Annotated in this window: 15 protein-coding genes and 1 pseudogene; 11 read left to right on the top strand and 5 right to left on the bottom strand. The window is 65.8% G+C overall.

Going from position 1 to position 16,521, the window contains the following annotated elements:
• Positions 1-40: 40 nt before the first annotated feature.
• Together AC5ZH6_RS24395 and AC5ZH6_RS24400 are read right to left on the bottom strand one after the other, a co-directional pair.
• Positions 41-595, bottom strand: coding sequence for an amino acid synthesis family protein (locus AC5ZH6_RS24395; protein ID WP_006369895.1), 555 nt, complete (start codon positions 593-595; stop codon positions 41-43).
• Entirely contained in the window at positions 589-1,209 is a 621-nt protein-coding gene (locus AC5ZH6_RS24400) for an amino acid synthesis family protein (RefSeq protein WP_035727825.1), read from the bottom strand. Before AC5ZH6_RS24400 ends, AC5ZH6_RS24395 begins: the two co-directional genes overlap by 7 nt.
• A gap of 272 nt (positions 1,210-1,481) precedes the next feature.
• On the opposite strand from AC5ZH6_RS24400, the gene AC5ZH6_RS24405 reads away from it, so the two are divergent.
• The 6 genes from AC5ZH6_RS24405 to AC5ZH6_RS24430 all read left to right on the top strand — a co-directional run bounded on the left by AC5ZH6_RS24405 (position 1,482) and on the right by AC5ZH6_RS24430 (position 6,261).
• On the top strand, positions 1,482-1,910 hold the full coding sequence (locus AC5ZH6_RS24405; RefSeq protein WP_006369899.1) for an ester cyclase: 429 nt from the start codon (positions 1,482-1,484) through the stop codon (positions 1,908-1,910).
• A 2-nt stretch (positions 1,911-1,912) separates the two neighbouring features.
• Positions 1,913-2,428: a flavin reductase family protein gene (locus AC5ZH6_RS24410; RefSeq protein ID WP_006369900.1), complete on the top strand. Its 516-nt coding sequence runs from the start codon at positions 1,913-1,915 to the stop codon at positions 2,426-2,428.
• A gap of 43 nt (positions 2,429-2,471) precedes the next feature.
• Positions 2,472-3,173: a GntR family transcriptional regulator gene (locus tag AC5ZH6_RS24415; RefSeq protein ID WP_035727828.1), complete on the top strand. Its 702-nt coding sequence runs from the start codon at positions 2,472-2,474 to the stop codon at positions 3,171-3,173.
• Positions 3,170-3,787: a 3,4-dihydroxy-2-butanone-4-phosphate synthase gene (locus AC5ZH6_RS24420; protein ID WP_006369902.1), complete on the top strand. Its 618-nt coding sequence runs from the start codon at positions 3,170-3,172 to the stop codon at positions 3,785-3,787. Before AC5ZH6_RS24415 ends, AC5ZH6_RS24420 begins: the two co-directional genes overlap by 4 nt.
• Positions 3,788-3,907: 120 nt before the next feature.
• Positions 3,908-4,552: a TetR/AcrR family transcriptional regulator C-terminal domain-containing protein gene (locus AC5ZH6_RS24425; RefSeq protein WP_006369903.1), complete on the top strand. Its 645-nt coding sequence runs from the start codon at positions 3,908-3,910 to the stop codon at positions 4,550-4,552.
• The gene (locus tag AC5ZH6_RS24430) at positions 4,549-6,261 is read left to right on the top strand and encodes an acyl-CoA dehydrogenase family protein (protein WP_271354323.1); all 1,713 of its coding nucleotides are present in this window, start codon (positions 4,549-4,551) and stop codon (positions 6,259-6,261) included. The genes AC5ZH6_RS24425 and AC5ZH6_RS24430 overlap by 4 nt, the downstream gene beginning before the upstream one ends.
• On the opposite strand, the gene AC5ZH6_RS24435 is transcribed toward AC5ZH6_RS24430, so the two are convergent.
• On the bottom strand, positions 6,242-7,132 hold the full coding sequence (locus AC5ZH6_RS24435) for a LysR family transcriptional regulator (RefSeq protein ID WP_006369905.1): 891 nt from the start codon (positions 7,130-7,132) through the stop codon (positions 6,242-6,244). The genes AC5ZH6_RS24430 and AC5ZH6_RS24435 overlap by 20 nt on opposite strands.
• A gap of 410 nt (positions 7,133-7,542) precedes the next feature.
• On the opposite strand from AC5ZH6_RS24435, the gene AC5ZH6_RS24440 reads away from it, so the two are divergent.
• Positions 7,543-9,942: an acetyl-CoA acetyltransferase gene (locus AC5ZH6_RS24440; protein ID WP_288336918.1), complete on the top strand. Its 2,400-nt coding sequence runs from the start codon at positions 7,543-7,545 to the stop codon at positions 9,940-9,942.
• Positions 9,943-10,343: 401 nt separating this feature from the next.
• Here the strand turns inward: AC5ZH6_RS24440 and AC5ZH6_RS24445 are convergent, their stop codons facing one another.
• The gene (locus tag AC5ZH6_RS24445) at positions 10,344-11,738 is read right to left on the bottom strand and encodes an FAD-binding oxidoreductase (RefSeq protein ID WP_094601253.1); all 1,395 of its coding nucleotides are present in this window, start codon (positions 11,736-11,738) and stop codon (positions 10,344-10,346) included.
• Positions 11,739-11,863: 125 nt separating this feature from the next.
• Between AC5ZH6_RS24445 and AC5ZH6_RS24450 the strand changes: the two are divergent.
• Positions 11,864-12,085: pseudogene (locus tag AC5ZH6_RS24450) on the top strand (nitroreductase/quinone reductase family protein); the annotation flags it as partial.
• Positions 12,086-12,113: 28 nt separating this feature from the next.
• On the opposite strand, the gene AC5ZH6_RS24455 reads toward AC5ZH6_RS24450, so the two are convergent.
• Positions 12,114-13,427 carry an ISL3 family transposase gene (locus AC5ZH6_RS24455; protein WP_496167932.1) on the bottom strand — a complete coding sequence of 438 codons (1,314 nt, stop codon included), beginning with the start codon at positions 13,425-13,427 and terminating at the stop codon, positions 12,114-12,116.
• Between AC5ZH6_RS24455 and AC5ZH6_RS24460 the strand changes: the two genes are divergently transcribed.
• The 3 genes from AC5ZH6_RS24460 to AC5ZH6_RS24470 all read left to right on the top strand — a co-directional run bounded on the left by AC5ZH6_RS24460 (position 13,426) and on the right by AC5ZH6_RS24470 (position 16,489).
• The gene (locus AC5ZH6_RS24460) at positions 13,426-13,770 is read left to right on the top strand and encodes a PNPOx family protein (RefSeq protein WP_496167934.1); all 345 of its coding nucleotides are present in this window, start codon (positions 13,426-13,428) and stop codon (positions 13,768-13,770) included. The genes AC5ZH6_RS24455 and AC5ZH6_RS24460 overlap by 2 nt on opposite strands.
• 28 nt (positions 13,771-13,798) lie before the next feature.
• A complete protein-coding gene (locus tag AC5ZH6_RS24465; RefSeq protein WP_006369909.1) occupies positions 13,799-14,713 on the top strand; it encodes a serine/threonine-protein kinase in 915 nt (304 codons plus the stop codon).
• A gap of 276 nt (positions 14,714-14,989) precedes the next feature.
• Positions 14,990-16,489, top strand: coding sequence for an amino acid permease (locus AC5ZH6_RS24470; protein ID WP_006369910.1), 1,500 nt, complete (start codon positions 14,990-14,992; stop codon positions 16,487-16,489).
• The last annotated feature ends 32 nt before the right edge of the window (positions 16,490-16,521 follow it).

Here is a 16,521-nt window from a genome sequence, read left to right on the forward strand (position 1 = left end):
TCAGGTTTCGATCAGGGGCGTGTCGTCAGAGCGTGCTGGATCAGCGCTCGGTCGACAGATCGGCGAGGCGTTGCTGCGGCCGCCCCTGTGCGGCGGCAGCGAGTGCGATGACGATCTCGTCGGGGTGCGGCGCATCTGCGATGCGCACCTCGACAGTCTGATGATGTGACCGGATCGTCGCGTCGGTGATGTGCTTGAGCGGGATATCGAAAATCACCCCGGCCGGCCCACGCTTCTCGACGGCAGGAAGCAGAGTGGTGGCATCGGCGGCCTTGCGGAAGTGATCACCGAACTTGAGGGTGTGGATCAGACCGGACCCGTGCTCGATCTCGCCGTTGAGACCGACGATCGCCGCCTTGCCGTAGGCCTGCGCCGGATCGCCGAGCGCCTCGAGGACCGACGGCGCCAGCAGCGCACCCAGGTCGGAGGCGTTGGCATCGATGCCGGGCGCCAGATCATCCACGAACCCTTGTCCAGACCAAGGATTTTCGATCACGGCGGCGACGATAGCCACACGCGCGGCGGGAGTCACGGCACGGCCGCCCTCGGTCCGGATTTCTTCAACGATGGTCACGATCTTGCGGATGTTCAGCATGGGACACCTTCCAGGGTTGTGATGGAGACTGCAGGGTCGGTCTTACGGTCGCCGATGCGCGGATGCGGCCGGGGACCGGTGGAGCCGGCGGCGACGATGACCAGTTCGTCGGCGCGTGGCGCGTCAGAGACGCGGGCGGACACGGTCTGATAGTGACTGCGGGTGGCGGCGGATGTCTTGTGCCAGAGCGGTACGACAAGTGTCTCGCCGGCGTCGGCACGGGTGTCGGCGAAGCAGATGATCGACTCGCCCTCGAGGAACTCACGCATCAAGTTGCCGAAGTACGGGGTGTGTATGAGGGCGCCGCCGTGCTCGATCTCACCGGCGGACCCGACGATTGCCGCCTTTCCGAATGCCTCGATGGCCTCCACGCCACCAAGCGCGTCGATCAACTTCTCGGTGACCAGGCGTGCCAGGCCCGGCGCAACAGCTTCGACCTCGCGGGAGAGATCGCGCGTGGGGCCGGTGCCGACCCACGGGTTGTGTACCACCACGGCGACGCTGGCCTGAGCGATCGGCCGGACGGGCTCGGCCTGCGCCTCGGTGACGATCTGTTCGCGGTACACCACGACTTTGCGTATTTCAGCGTGAGTACCCGGTTCGTTCTCTTGCATGCCACAGCACGCTATGCGATGCAGTGACACAGGTCAAGAGAATGGCAGAAATTCCCTGCCACAATGGCCCAAACGATGATCGGAAGCGATGAAAGTCCTGTTAGAAGCATGTTAAATCACCTGATGGGCACGCTTGGCGCCAATGAGACCGAGAGGCGATCTGGCGCACTCGTTGACACCGCTCGTGATGCGGCTTACATTCTGTTGTATGCAACAGGGTCTCAGGTATGAGATCGGCTTGTATACCAGCCACATCAAGAGAGGACGAGAAGATGTCCACATCTGCACTTCGGGCCGGTCGAATCCGCGAAGTTTGGGATGCAGCATGGGATCGCGGCGACGTCGATGCCTTCGACGATCTACTGGGACCCGACTACCGCAGGATCGGCAGTTCTGGTGACGCCCAGGGCCGCGCAGCATTCAAGGACTCGATCGTGGCCACGCGAGCGGCATTTCCGTCGTTGGTGACCACGATCGACGACATCGTCGAAGATGGCGACCGGGTTGCGATCCGGTGGCACAGCACCGGGGTACACCAGAACTCCTTCCTCGGCGTTCCGGCGACCCGGCGCGAGGTGACGGTCAGCGGCGCCACCTTCGCCCGATTCGCCGACGACGTCATCGTCGAGGAACACGTGACCTGGGATCCGCGGGCCCTTCTCGCGGCGCTCGGCATCATCAGCATCGGACAGGACCAGTGACCATGAGTACAGCCGACCATCACACGCGCATGCACCCGGATATCAACGTGATGAAGCAGGTCAACCGCCAGTTCGTCACCGGGGTGACGGTGGTGACCGCGATGGACGCCGACAAACCCCGCGGACTCGCCGTCAATGCCTTCTCCAGTGTGACGCTGGAGCCGCCGACGGTGATGGTCGCCGTGCAGCGAACGTCGTCGACGCACGAATGTCTTTATCGCGCAGAGCATCTGGCTATCAACATTCTCTCGGTCGATCAGCTCGACGTTGTCGGGGTGTTCGCGACCAAGTCGGACGACAAGTTCGCCGCCCTGGACTGGACACCCGGCCCGTTCGGCAGTCCGCTGATCGATCGCAGTAGCGCGCAGATGGAAGTCGAGATCCGCGAGCGGCTGCAAGCCAGCACGCACACACTGTTCGTCTGCCGGGTCCTACACGCGACGGCGAGCGACCGCGCTCCCATGGTGTACGGCGCGGGTAAGTTCTTCGACGGTGGCGCACTGACACCGATCAGCTGACGCCGATGTGCGAGGCGGATGCCGTGACGACGGAGTCGTTGGGATGAAGGAGAATGCGATGGTCATCAATGGGACAGGCAACGGATCGATCCAGGCACGTCTGGTCACCGAGATCCGTCGTCGTATCATCGCCGGCGAGATCCTACCCGAGGTCAACATCTCCGAATTGGCTCTCGCCGAAGAGTTCGGTGTCAGCCGAACACCGGTCCGCGAGGCATTCAAACAACTGCAGACCGAGGGGCTCATCGAGATACGGCCTCGCGTAGGTACTTTCGTCACCACGCCCTCGCGCCGCGAGATCACCGAACTCTTCGAGATGAAGGAACTACTCGAGGGCGCAGCGGCGCGCTTACTCGCCCAACGCGGACGCGTCCCTGAACTCGACCTCCTCGAAGAGAACCTCCGCCAAGCCGATGAGGCAGTGGCCCGCGACGACCGCGACCGCTACGCCGAACTCGTCGAGGAGTTCCACAACCTGCTCATCGTCGGTGCCGACAACAAGAAACTCGAAGCGCACTACCGGACTCTGATGAACCAACTCGCCTATGCCCGCCTGGTCCATACCTCACTCGGTCAGCCCGGTCGCGCACTGCAATCCGACCGAGAGCACCACCACGTCGTCGATCTGATCACCGCCAAGGATGGCGACAGCGCCGAACGCGTGATGCGCGAACATGTGCGCGCCAGCCGGCAGGCGTTACTCATCGGACTCGACTCCACCCCCAAGGGAGGGCCAACCTCATGACTGCCACCCTCGACCGTCCAGCTCACACAGCAGACGAGCCCACGCCATCGCCGAAGGCGCAGAACGCCCGCCGGTGTTCTTCCGAGACAATCCTTCTCGATGAATCAGGCGCCCTACTGGTGTTCGCCGCAGATGTCGCCACGACAGCACAACTGGCTTTCGCCATCAGGCATTCGTCCGGACTGGTACACGCCGCCATGCCCTCGTTTCTCCTCGACAAGCTCCGCATTCCCGATCAGCCCGTGTTTGCTTCCGAGGACTCGCGGCTGTCGTTCACCGTCGCAGTTGATGCTGCTAACGGAATCGGCACCGGCATCTCCGCGCACGATCGGGCGCGCACCCTGCGCGTACTGGCGGACGGTTCGAGTGTTCCGGACGACCTGGTCCGGCCCGGTCACGTAATGCCGGTCCGGTGTGATGACGGCGGCTACCGGAGTCGTCGGCGCTGCTGGGAACTCGCCGTCGAGCAGGTAACCGCACAAGGCCATGCACCTGTGGCCGTGGCCGTGCGGCTGGTCGACGAATCCGGCGACATCCTCGACCCGGCAGCGGCCTTCTCGTTCGGAGTGACTCACGGAATCTCGGTCTCCGATGTGCGCGAGTCCTCCTACTAGACCCTGACACCTCATGGCGTGTGGCGGCGGTCGGTCGCCGACGCCTGCCCCCCTGCCTGCCCCCTTGCGCACCCCACCCCTCCCAATTATTGTTTTCCATACAAACACTAGGGAGTCACCGTGACCACTGCACGTCGCGCCAGCCGCGAGGCCGGCAAGGCCACCCGCAGCGCACTGCTGCGTGCGGCCGGTGAAGTGTTCGCCGAGGTCGGGGAGACCGCGTCGGTGGCGCAAATCTGCGCCCGGGCCGACGCCTTTCCCAATCAGGTCACCTACTACTTCGGGTCCAAGGAACAGTTGTTCGTCGAGGTGGCGTGTGCGGCGGTGCTGCGCGCCGGTCGGCATGCCGAGCAGGCCGCGGCGTCGGCGACAACGGTCCGTGACTACACCCGCACCCTCGTCGAGACCCTCCTCGGCCCGCAGTCGCGCAACGTCGAACTGTTCACCACCGCCATGCTGCTGGTGTCACGTCGCACCGATCTACGCCCCCACATCACCGAAACGCTGTCCACCCTGCACGACCGCGGCGAGGCCGCGCTCCTCGACACCCTGGTCCGCACCGGATGGCAGCTGCGGGCCGAGATCGGCGTCGAGGCCCGGGCCTTCTGGTCGGCGATTTTCGGTTTGACCGTCCAAAATGCAGCCACCGGAGACGAATTGGGGACATCCGTCGCCGAGGCCGTCACCGTTCTGTTCACCAACATGGGCATCCCCGACAGCGTGCTCGACCAGCCGCTGACCCCCACCGGAAAGGCATCGCCGTGACCTCGACCGACCCGACCACCACCAACCCGAGCACCACCGCCGAAACGGCCCACCCGCAGCCGCATCTGACCCACACGGTCTTCAATCAGTCCGGACCGCGCGTCGACGTCAACGAGTACGAGCTGAATATCGTTCTGCAAGAAGCTGTTGCGCGTCACGACGCGGGATGGGCCGAGGCAGAGCTGCGTGAGGTCGGCGCGCTGGTCGGCAGCGCGGAGTTCCAGCGCGACGCGCACTTGGCCAACACCATCACCCCTGAACTGCACACCTTCGACCGGTGGGGCCACCGCATCGACGAGGTCGAGTACCACCCGTCGTATCACCGCATCATCTCCGCATCGATTTCCCATGGCGCCCATACCCGTTGCTGGGCCGACCCGCAGCCGGGCTCACATGTCGCCCGGGCCGCGGTGTTCATGCTCTTCGGTCAGATCGAGCCGGGCCATGCCTGCCCGGTGTCGATGACCCATGCGGTGATCCCGTCACTGGAACTGCAACCCGACGTCGCCGCCGCCTGGGTACCGAAAGCACTGTCCCGCAGCTACTCTCCCGAACTGTCCGCCGACAAGGCATCGGCGATCTTCGGGATGTCGATGACCGAGAAGCAGGGCGGGTCGGATGTCCGCGCCAACACCACCGTCGCCCGACCGGTCGGCGCGGGCGGCCCGGGCGCGGAGTACCTGCTGACCGGGCACAAGTGGTTCTGCTCGGCGCCGATGTCGGATGCGTTCCTGGTGCTCGCACAGGCGCAGGGCCCCGGCGGTGAGGGACTGTCGTGCTTCCTGCTCCCCCGCGTGCTACCCGACGGAACCCGCAACGTCTTCCGCATCCAGCGGCTGAAGAACAAGCTGGGCAACAAGTCCAACGCGTCCAGTGAGATCGAACTCGACGGCACCGTCGCGCTGATGGTCGGCGAGCCGGGCCGCGGAGTGCGCACCATCATCGAGATGGTCGCCCAGACCCGACTGGACTGCGTGCTGGGCAGTGCCGCCGGGATGCGGCAATCCGTCGCCGAAGCGGTGTGGCATGCCCGCCATCGCGCGGCATTCGGTGCGACGCTGGCCGACCAGCCGGCCATGACCGCCGTATTGGCCGATCTCGCACTGGAATCCGAGGCGGCCACGGTCACCGCGATGCGCCTGGCCCGCGCCCACGACGAGGATGCCTCGGACACCGAACGTGCCTTCCGTCGCCTGGCGACCGCGGTGGCCAAGTACTGGATCTGCAAACGCGGCCCGCATCACGCCTACGAGTCCCTGGAATGCCTGGGCGGCAACGGATACACCGAGGACTTCCCGCTCGCCATGCGCTACCGCGAACAACCGGTGATGGCCGTGTGGGAGGGTTCGGGCAACGTCATCGCCCTCGACGTGTTGCGCGCCATGACCCGTGAACCGGAATCGGTCGGCGCCTTCGACGCCGAAGTGAACCTGGCACGCGGTGCGCACGCCGACCTCGACGCCCACCTCGACCGGTTGCGCAACCAACTCGGCGAACTCGCCGGACTCGATGCCGCAGCCGCTCAGCGCAACGCGCGACGGGTCGTCGAATCGATGGCGCTGGCGCTGGAAGCGTCTCTGCTCGTACGGTTCTCACCGACCGAGGTCGCCGAGGCATTCATCGCCGCGCGACTCGGCACCGACCGCGGATTCGAGTACGGCACCCTACCCACCGGCACCGACCTGGAGCTCATTCTGTCTCGTCAGTGATCCCGACCGCGTCGAGGATGGCGTTACGGATCCTCGACGCGGTGTTGGGCAGCCACATGGCCATCACCGGGGTCATCGGCGGATCGTCGAACGAGACGACGCGAATCTGGTTCTGGTACAACCATCCCGGCTGATTGGTGACGAACGCACACGCATCCGGATGGGTGATCACCGACATGTGCGGTGGAGTGCCACGCAGATTCGACACGACGATCTCCGGCTCGAAACCCGCTCGGCGACAGTACGACACGATCATGTTCTTGTAGTCGTCCTCGAGTTCGGACACCACGATCGGATGATCGGCGAGATCGCGCATCGCACACGTCGGATTCTCCGACAGCGGATTGTCGGCGTTGACCGCCAGCCGCAGCTCGTGTCGAGTGGCGATGGCGCCGGCGAGATCGGTCGGCGCGGTGTGCGAGCGGGCGAGCACCATGTCGACGTCGCCGGACATGATGGCATCGCGGATGTCACCCGGCCAGAGCGGCTTGACCGTGATCAGCAACGACGGATCGGCCAACACCGCACCCTCGATGACCTGGAACACCTCCGACGGCGCCAACCCCGGCGTGTGCCCGATGGAGAACGGGTCGGGCTTGTTGTCGTCGATCATCTTGACCTCGGCCGCGAGATTCGACCCGCCCGCCAACAACGGGATCGCCCCCTCGTAGAGCGCAACCCCGGCCGGCGTGGGCGTCAGGGTTCGTCGCGACCGAGAGAACAACTCGACGTCGAGTTGCCGCTCGAGTTCGCGAATCGCGACAGAAAGCGCCTGCTGGGAGATGTAGAGCCGCTCGGCCGCCACCCGCAACGACGGGGCATCGACCACCGCCATGAACATCCGCAGCCGTCGAAGATCGAGATCGCGCATTACCGGCCTACCGCCTTTCTCGCCCCACCCTCAAGGTCGCCTTGTTGGAAGACAACATATCCGATATCGATGAGCGTCGTTTGTCATTCTATTGTTGTCAATACCCCCAGTGGTTGACCGCGTCCGGGTGGACAATGAGTCAGAGCCCATTTCCCGCACGCGATCGGCGTGGCATCGGGGGTGCCATGTCGTCGACCGGCAGCCGACAAACAGCCGCACGCTGGCGCTTTACCGCGGGGCGATCCACATCACGGCCCCGCACGCCGCGGCACAGAGGGGTTGCCGCGGCGTACGGTCACGTCCTTTCCCGCGGCCCGTCGATCGTGCATTCTCACAGGCGCATCGGTAGCGCCGCCTGGTCACATGGAACGATGGTGAGCACATGTCTCATGTGACCGGGAGGACACCGCATGACCCACGAGGCCCAGTTGCACGACCTCGATCCGCGCACCCCCGTCATCGTCGGCGTCGGGCAGGCGTCCGAGCGCATCACCGACGCCGACTACCGGGGTCTGGGTGAGGCCGATCTGGCCGCCCGCGCGCTCGATGCGGCACTGACCGACACCGGCGTCGTACCCACCGAGGTGGCACGGGCCGTCGACACCGTCGTGGCGGTGCGATCCTTCGAGGTGTCGAGTCCGCTCTCGTCGTCGCCGCTGGGCCGTCCGGACAACATGCCGCGCGCGGTCGCCGGCCGGATCGGGGTCACGCCGCGGCGCGCGGTGACCGAGGTGGTCGGCGGACAGAGCCCGCAGAAACTGGTCGACGAGTTCGCGCAGTCCATCGCCGACGGCAATGCGGACGCTGTGCTGATCTTCGGCTCGGAGGTGATGTCGACGGTTCGGCACGCGCTCAAGTCTCCGCCCGCCGAAGCGCGCCCCGACTTCTCCGAGACGGTGCCCGGCGATCACGAGGACCGCGGATTCGGGCTCAAGGGCCTCACCTCGGTGCAGGAGGCGCGACATGGACTCCTCGAGCCGATCACCCAGTACGCACTGCTGGAGAACGCCCGGCGGCACCGTCGGGGACTGTCCCGCGCCGACTACGCGCGGTCGATGGCCGAACTGTTCGCCCCGATGTCGGCGATCGCGGCCACCAATCCGCATGCGGCGTCACCGGAAGCGCGATCGGTCGAGGAAGTCGCGACGGTGTCGGACTCCAATCGCGAACTGGCCGAACCCTATACGCGCCTGTTGGTCGCGCGCGATCAGGTGAACCAGGCCGCGGGGGTCGTCGTGATGTCGGTGGCCAAGGCCACCGAACTCAGAATCGATCCCACGCGTTGGGTATTCGTGCACGGACACAGCGATCTGCGGGAGCGGCCGTTAATGGAACGCGACGACCTGTCGACGAGTCCCGCGTCGATCGCCGCGATGAACACCGCCCTCGACATGGCCGGCCTCACCCTCGACGACATCGCCTTCCTCGATTTCTACAGCTGTTTCCCGATCGCGGTGTTCAACATCTGCGATGCCTTCGGCCTGCGCGCCGACGATCCGCGTGGGTTGACCGTCACCGGCGGACTGCCGTACTTCGGCGGGCCCGGCAACAACTATTCGATGCACGCGATCGCCGAGGTCGTCGATCGAGTGCGTTCGCGCCCTGGCACTTTCGGTCTCGTTGCCGCCAACGGCGGGCTGATGAGCAAGTACTCGGTGGGCATCTACGCCACCACACCGACCCCGTGGCAGGCCGGCGACGATGCCCGCATCCAGCGAGAACTCGACAGCCGACCGTCCGTCGACGAGCGACGCAATGCCGACGGCGCCGCGACCATCGAGAGTTTCACCGTGTTGCCCGCCGACAAGAATGGGCGCCGTAAGTCCATCGTCGTCGTCGGCCGGCTCGGCGACGGCGCGCGCTTCGTCGCCAACGGCGCCGAGGGCGATGACGAACTCCTCGAATTGCTGACCGGGAGTGACGATCCCATCGGCTCACCGATCTACGTCCGGTCCTTCGCCCGCGGCAATCGCGTGACCGTTTCCGATGAGCGGATGTCCGAGTTGTTCCCGGTCGGACCGCCCGGCTTTCGGGCAGAGTACGAGAACGTCGTCGTCCGTCGGGACGGCCGTGTCCTCGAGGTGACGATCAACCGGCCCGCGGCGCGTAATGCACTCGACCCGGCGGCCAACGCCGAACTCGACGAGATCTTCGACGCCTACTTCGCCGACCCCGACCTCTGGGTGGCAATCCTCACCGGTGCGGGCGACAAGGCTTTCTCCGCCGGAAACGATCTGGCGCACATGGCCGGTGACGCGATGCTCGCGGTCCCGAAGAACGGCTTCGGCGGACTCACCTCGCGCCGGGAACTACCCAAGCCGGTGATCGCCGCCGTCAACGGCGTGGCCCTCGGCGGTGGCCTCGAGATCGCCCTGACGTGCCACGTCATCGTCGCCGACGAGAAGGCTAGTTTCGGTCTGCCCGAGGTGAAGGTGGGCCTGGCCGCTGCCGCGGGCGGACTGGTGCGGTTACCGCGCGCAATCGGCCCGGCACTGGCCCGCGACATGATCCTCACCGGCCGCCGCATCGACACCGCCGAGGCCTACCGCATCGGCCTCGTCAGCCGCATCGCCGACCACGGTCAGGTACTCGTCGCCGCACGTCAAGTGGCGCAGGAGATCCTGGCCGGCTCGCCGACGTCGGTCCGGGCATCGTTGCAGGCAATGGCCGACGCCGACGCCATCGACGATCCGGTCGAGGCGATCGAGGCGACCTCCTCGGTCCTGGACTCGCTGCTGATCAGTCAGGACACCATCGAGGGGATCAGCGCGTTCGTCAGCAAGCGTCCGCCGCGGTGGACGGGGCGGTAGCCGTCGCCGGTGCAGGGTTGTGGCTCGGAAGGCATTGTTTCTCACCGGGTCTCGAGGCTCGTCGCTAACGCTCCTCACACCTCGACCAGCGGGGAAAGGCATCGTCACCAAGCGGCCACCACCCCACCGATCGTCGAGGCGCCCGAGCCCGCCCGGGCGAGGGCCTCAAGACCCCGCGACACGACAACGCCGATACGGAACCAGCACCGGCACAACAGGTCTCGAGGCTCGTCGCTAACGCTCCTCACACCTCGACCAGCAGGAGGAAGGGTCGCCGGCGGGTAGAAGCAACTCAGCGGGAGGAAGGGTCACCGGGGAGTAAAGCACCCCAGCGGGAGGAAACGTCGCCGGCGGGTGTTAGCACCCCAGCGGAGGAAGGAGCCGCCACCCGGAGGGGCGAGTCAGAGGATCACACCGGGATTCAGCAGGCCGTCGGGATCGAGGGTGGCCTTGATGGCGGCGGTCAGCTCCATGACGTCTGGGCCGACCTGATCGGGGAGCCAGCCCTTCTTCAGTCGGCCGACGCCGTGCTCACCGGTGATCGTGCCGCCCAACGAGATCGCCAGGTCCATCACCTGGCCGAACGCCGTCTGGGCGCGGTCGTGCTCGTCGGCGTCGTCGGGATCGAACACGATGAGCGGATGGGTATTGCCATCACCGGCGTGGGCGATCACCGAGATCATCACCGCGTTGTCGCTCGCGATCCTGCCGACCCCGTCGATCAGTGCGGGCAGGGCCGGTAGCGGCACCCCGACGTCTTCGAGCAGCAGCGAACCGAGTTTCTCCACCGCGGGGATCGCCGCGCGACGGGCAGCGGTGAACGCCTCCCCCTCGACGGCGTCGGTGGTGTCGAAAACCTCGGCCGCGCCGCAGGATTCGAAGGCCTCGCGGATGATCTCGACCTCGGCCACACCGGCCGGGCCGGGCGCATCGGACTGCGCCACGAGCAGTGCTCCCGCATCCCGGTCGAGTCCCATCCGGAGCATGTCCTCGACGGCGTTGATCGAGACCTTGTCCATGAACTCCAGCATCGCCGGCCGAATCCTGGCGGTGATCGCGAGAACCGCCTCGCTCGCCGAATGCACCGACGAGAAGGTACCGACCACCGTGCACGCCGACGCCTGCGGTGGCAGCAGCCGCAAGGTGACCTCGGTGATGATCCCGAGCAGGCCTTCGCTGCCGACGAACAGTTTGGTCAGCGACAGCCCGGCCGAATCCTTGAGTTGCTTGCCGCCGAGGCGGATCGCGCGGCCGTCGGCCAGCACCACCTGCATACCGAGCACGTAGTCGGTGGTGACGCCGTACTTGACGCAGCACAGCCCGCCTGCGTTGGTGGCCACGTTGCCGCCGATCGAGCAGATCTCGAATGACGACGGGTCCGGCGGGTACCAGAGATCGTGTGCCGCGGCAGCGGCCTTCACCTCGGCGTTGAACAGCCCCGGCTGCACCACCGCGGTTCGGGTGGCGGTGTCGATGCTCATCTCGCGCATCTTCTCCGTCGAGAGCATCACGGCGCCGTCGACGGCCGTCGAACCGCCCGAGAGGCTGGTGCCCGCGCCTCGGGTGATGATCGGGACGCGATGAGCGGCACACCAGCGGACCACCGTCTGAACGTGCTCGGTGGTCGTTGGGCGGATGAGCGCGAGCGGTGTACCGGCCGTCGGGTCGAAGGCTCTGTCCTGCCGATACCCGGCAAGGATGTCGGGGTCGGTGACGATCATCTGGTCGGGGAGGTCGGCGCGCAGATCGGCGAGGTCCACGCTGCCGGTCTCGGTACTCGTGTGCACACTGCTCATGGGTTCAGCGTAGGCGTGGCCGCCGGGTGCCCGTGTCCCTTCCTGAGACCCGCACCGGCACGCCCCTGCGGTGAACGTTTGGCCAACGTCCACACTCCACCGGCGCCCTCACGCACTATGGAGTGATGACCGACTTCAACAAGACCATCATCGACGAGTTCCACGCCAACGACGGCACCGTCACCACCATGGGCTTCGGCCGTAACCTCGTCCTCGTTCACTCGATCGGCGCCAAATCGGGGGCGCAGCGGGTGTCGCCGCTGATGTCGCTGCCCGACGGCGCCGGAGGCCGCTTCATCGTCGGCAGCGCGGCCGGCTCTCCGAAGGATCCGGCGTGGGTACACAATCGGCTCTTCGAAGTTAGGCGGGCACTGCTCAGCAGTGGAATTGCTGGATGCTGGCCCGCTGGGCGCGGGTGCAGTGGAATCGTATCCGGCGGCGTGAGTTTTCGGTGTTTCGGAACCCGCAGGCCACGCGTTTGACCTGTTTGACCAGGCGGTTGTAGCCCTCGGTACGCGCGTTGGTCAGACCGGTGTGCAGGAACGCCAAGACCGCTGGCCACCAGGTCTCGATCGTGGTCGCCAGCCTGGTGACCTCGGGGATCTGGGTGTCGGCACACCAGCTGTAGAACCGATAGAGACGTGCGCGGATCTCGGCATCATCGACGCTGTCACGAGCGGCGGCGAGCAGTGTGCGGAGCTCTTCTTTGGCGATGTAGGCAGCCAAGATCTGGCCGGTCGGATCGTTGTCGATCAGGGCGTTCCACATATTCGCAAATGACTTGTCCGACAGACGTTCTCGCGATGTCAGCAGCCGTCTCCGGTTGGCCCATTCCGGGTCTTGTTTGCGGCCGCGGCGGCCGTGGGTATCGAAAGTGACCCTGCGCCGGACCGCGGTGACCATGTCGTTGGCCAGCTTGACCAGATGGAAGTGATCGACCACCACCTGCGCGTTCGGCAAGAGGGTGTCGGTGACTGCGGCGGCGTAGGCGGCCGACGGGTCGATGACCACATGCCTCACCGCGTGGCGGAACTGCGAGGTCTGCTCGCAGAGCCAGTCGGTGACCGCGGCACTGGTGCGGCCCTCGACCTGGCCGAGTAGGCCCTGAGTGCCGCCGAGATCGACGAACCCGGTGTCCCAAGGGTCGGTGCGTAGCCAGGACCGGTCGGCAGCATCACGAGTCCAGCGGGGCTTGCCGCGGCGGGTCTCGTCAATACCGAGTACCAGCACCGGTTTCGGGTCGGTCAAGACCTCGTCGGCGTGGGCGGCGAACGCGGCGTGTGCAGTCGGCCACGACACGCCCGCCCCAGCGGCAACCTCGGTCACCGAGCGGGCTGCTTCACCGATGCTGCGGCCGATCTGAGTCCGCAGTCTGGTGGTGGTACGTCGTCGTGCCGGTACCTGCGGGATCGATTCGGTAAACGAGCGACGCACACAGCCAGCGTTACGGCAGTAGTAGCGTGTCTTGTTCCACCGCAACTGAATTGGTGCATCACCATAGCGGATGTCACGTGGACTGGTGATCGCGCGGCCCTTCACAGAACTCGAAGCAACCCGACAGTCCGGACACCTCGCCGCCGCCCGATCGGCCGTCACGACATCAACGATCCGAGTCCCGTCGGCGCGCCGAGAAACCCCGACGACCTCCACTCCTTCCAACCCCAACAACAACGACGTAGCATCGGCCATGCCCCTGGTACTCCTTCACCGAAATCTTGAATGCTTCGCAACATCCAGATTTCCGGAGACCGGGGGCGTCTCACCTCAACGACACGCCGGCCCGCTGACCAGGCCTCGCCCGCTCAACCTTGAAGAGCCACACAATCTGCGCAAGAATCCGGAGATCACCATCGAATACGCCGGCGAGAAATCCGGGATCGAAAAGCATCCGGCGACCGCCACCGAACTCGATCCGGCGCAGCGTGAACAAGCGTGGCAGGGTTTCGTCTCGGCGTCCGAGCAATTCCTGAAATACACCGAAACCGCCGAAGGCCGCGTCTTCCCGATCTTTCGCCTGACGCCCAAGAAGTGATTTCGGCGCAAGCCGATATCCTGACGAGATGTTCGGGGTTGGCGAGACGGTCGCGGGTTTCGAGATCGACGCCGTCGTGGGTCACGGCAGCAGTGCCGACGTCTACCGGGTGCACCGCACCGGCGAGTCGACGCCGCTCGCGCTGAAGGTTCTGCACGCCGACGACGGCGACACCGGCCGGGCGCGAGAACGCTTCGAGCGAGAGTTCGGGATTGCGTCGCTCCTCGACCATCCGCACATCGTGGCCATGGTCTCGCGCGGTGAGGTACTCGTCGATTCGTCTCCGCCGCGGACGCAGCTGTGGCTGGCGATGCAGTACGTGGCCGGTCCGTCGGCGATGTCGCTGATCCCGCGTGAGGATCAACAGCCGCGGGTGCCCGCGGTACTGCGCGTGGCAGCGCAGATCGGCGACGCCCTGGACTACGCACACTCCCGCGAGATCCTGCATCGGGACGTCAAACCCGCGAACATCCTGCTGACGTCCACCTCCGACGACACCGACGCCGTGCTCAGCGACTTCGGTATCGCGCGACTCCTCGACGACACCCGGCCCCTCGCCCGCAACGGGCGGGTCCAGGGGTCCATCGCCTACGCTGCCCCCGAATTACTTCAGGCACAACAACTCTCCCCGGCCACCGACGTGTATTCGTTCGCGTGCTCGCTGGTGGAGTTGTTCACCGGGCTGCCGCCGTTCCCACGGTCCACGCCGTTCGCCATCACCTACGCCCACCTGCGTGACGAGCCGCCGAAGCTCACCCGGCGCCGCGATTGGCTTCCGTCGGCGCTGAATTCGGTGTTCGCCAAGGCACTCGCCAAGAAGCCCGAGGAGCGCTACCAGACGTGCACCGAGTTCGTCGACATCATCACCCGCGCTCTGCGTGACGTGCCGGTACCGGCACACAATCCGCGACGGCGGCGCCGCGTGCGCGGATATCCGGGCTGATCGGCGACACACAGCCGGCGTGACGCCGACCACACCCGGCCGTCATGTTAAATCGGACATCCGGCCCACATCCCGTTCGGGGCAGGTCTTTTCGTGCCCAGTGGTCCGATTTCCGGGTCGGCGAATCGCGAATCTGTTTACATGGATCTCCCATTCATGTCACAACCACTCCCTAACTTGGGTTCCCGTCCATCACACATGTGCCGCAGCGCAACCCGCTCGCGGCCGACGACGCCGGTCGACCCACCACCTGTCGACCCACACCAAGGGGAACCATTGACGGCCGAATCATCGACCTCGTACGACAATTCCGCTCTCACCCATGAGGACGAGGGCTACCACAAGAGTCTGAAGCCGCGGCAGATCCAGATGATCGCCATCGGCGGCGCGATCGGCACCGGCCTGTTCATGGGCGCCGGCAGCCGACTCCACGATGCAGGCCCGGGCCTGTTCATCACCTACGCCGTCTGCGGCGTGTTCGTGTTCTTCATCCTGCGCGCCCTCGGCGAGCTGGTGCTCCATCGCCCGTCATCCGGGTCGTTCGTCTCCTACGCGCGTGAGTTCTTCGGTGAGAAAACAGCTTTCGTCACCGGTTGGCTCTACTTCTTCAACTGGGCGGCCACCGCCATCGTCGACGTCACCGCGATCGCGCTCTACGTCCACTACTGGGGCATGTTCGAAGCGATCCCCCAGTGGCTGATCGCGTTGGTCGCCCTGTGCATCGTGATGGCGATGAACATCATCTCGGTGAAACTGTTCGGCGAGATGGAGTTCTGGGCATCGATCATCAAGGTCGCCGCACTGGTCACCTTCCTCGTCGTCGGCATCATCTTTCTCGGCGGACGCTTCGACATCGACGGCGCCGCCACCGGATTCAGCGTGATCTCCGACAACGGTGGCATGTTCCCGACCGGCATGTTCTCACTGGTGATCGTCACCTCCGGAGTCATCTTTGCTTACGCCGCAGTCGAATTGGTGGGTACCGCCGCCGGCGAGACCGCCGAACCGGCCAAGGTCATGCCGCGCGCCATCAACTCGGTCATCGTGCGCATCGCCGTGTTCTACGTGGGATCGCTGGTGGTGCTGGCACTGCTGCTGCCCTACACCACCTACAAGGCCGGCGAGAGTCCGTTCGTCACGTTCTTCTCCAAGATCGGCGTCCCCGCCGCCGGCGGCATCATGAACCTCGTCGTGCTCACCGCGGCACTGTCGAGCCTCAACGCCGGTCTCTACTCCACCGGCCGCACCCTGCGGTCGATGGCGATGAACGGCAGCGGCCCGGCGTTCACGGCCAAGATGAACCGCAACGGCGTGCCCTTCGGCGGCATCGCGCTGACCGGTGCGCTGACCCTGCTCGGCGTCGTACTCAACCTGTTCGTCCCGGCCGAGGCCTTCAACATCGCCCTGGATCTCTCGGCGCTGGGCATCATTTCGACCTGGGGCATGATCGTCGCCTGCCAGATCCAGCTGTACCGATGGGAGCAGAAGGGCATTCTCACGCGGCCGGCGTTCCGGCTGCCGGGCACGCCGTACACCAGCTACCTGACGCTGTTGTTCCTCGCGGCCGTCGTGGTGTTGATGTGCTGGGACAACTACTGGAATCTCATCGCCATCATCGTCGGGATCCCACTGCTGACCGGCGGTTGGTTCGCCTGCCGCGGCAAGGTGTTGGCGATCTCCCGACAGCGGCAGGGCTACACCGGCGAGTACCCGGTGATGCCGCAACCGCCGGTGCCCGAAGGCCCCGGCGAGGCCGACGCGAGGGATCGGGACTGACGGACCGTCGCGCGGGGTGAGGGGTGCCGGAG

It is taken from the genome of Gordonia sp. YC-XJ4 (genome assembly GCF_059511865.1).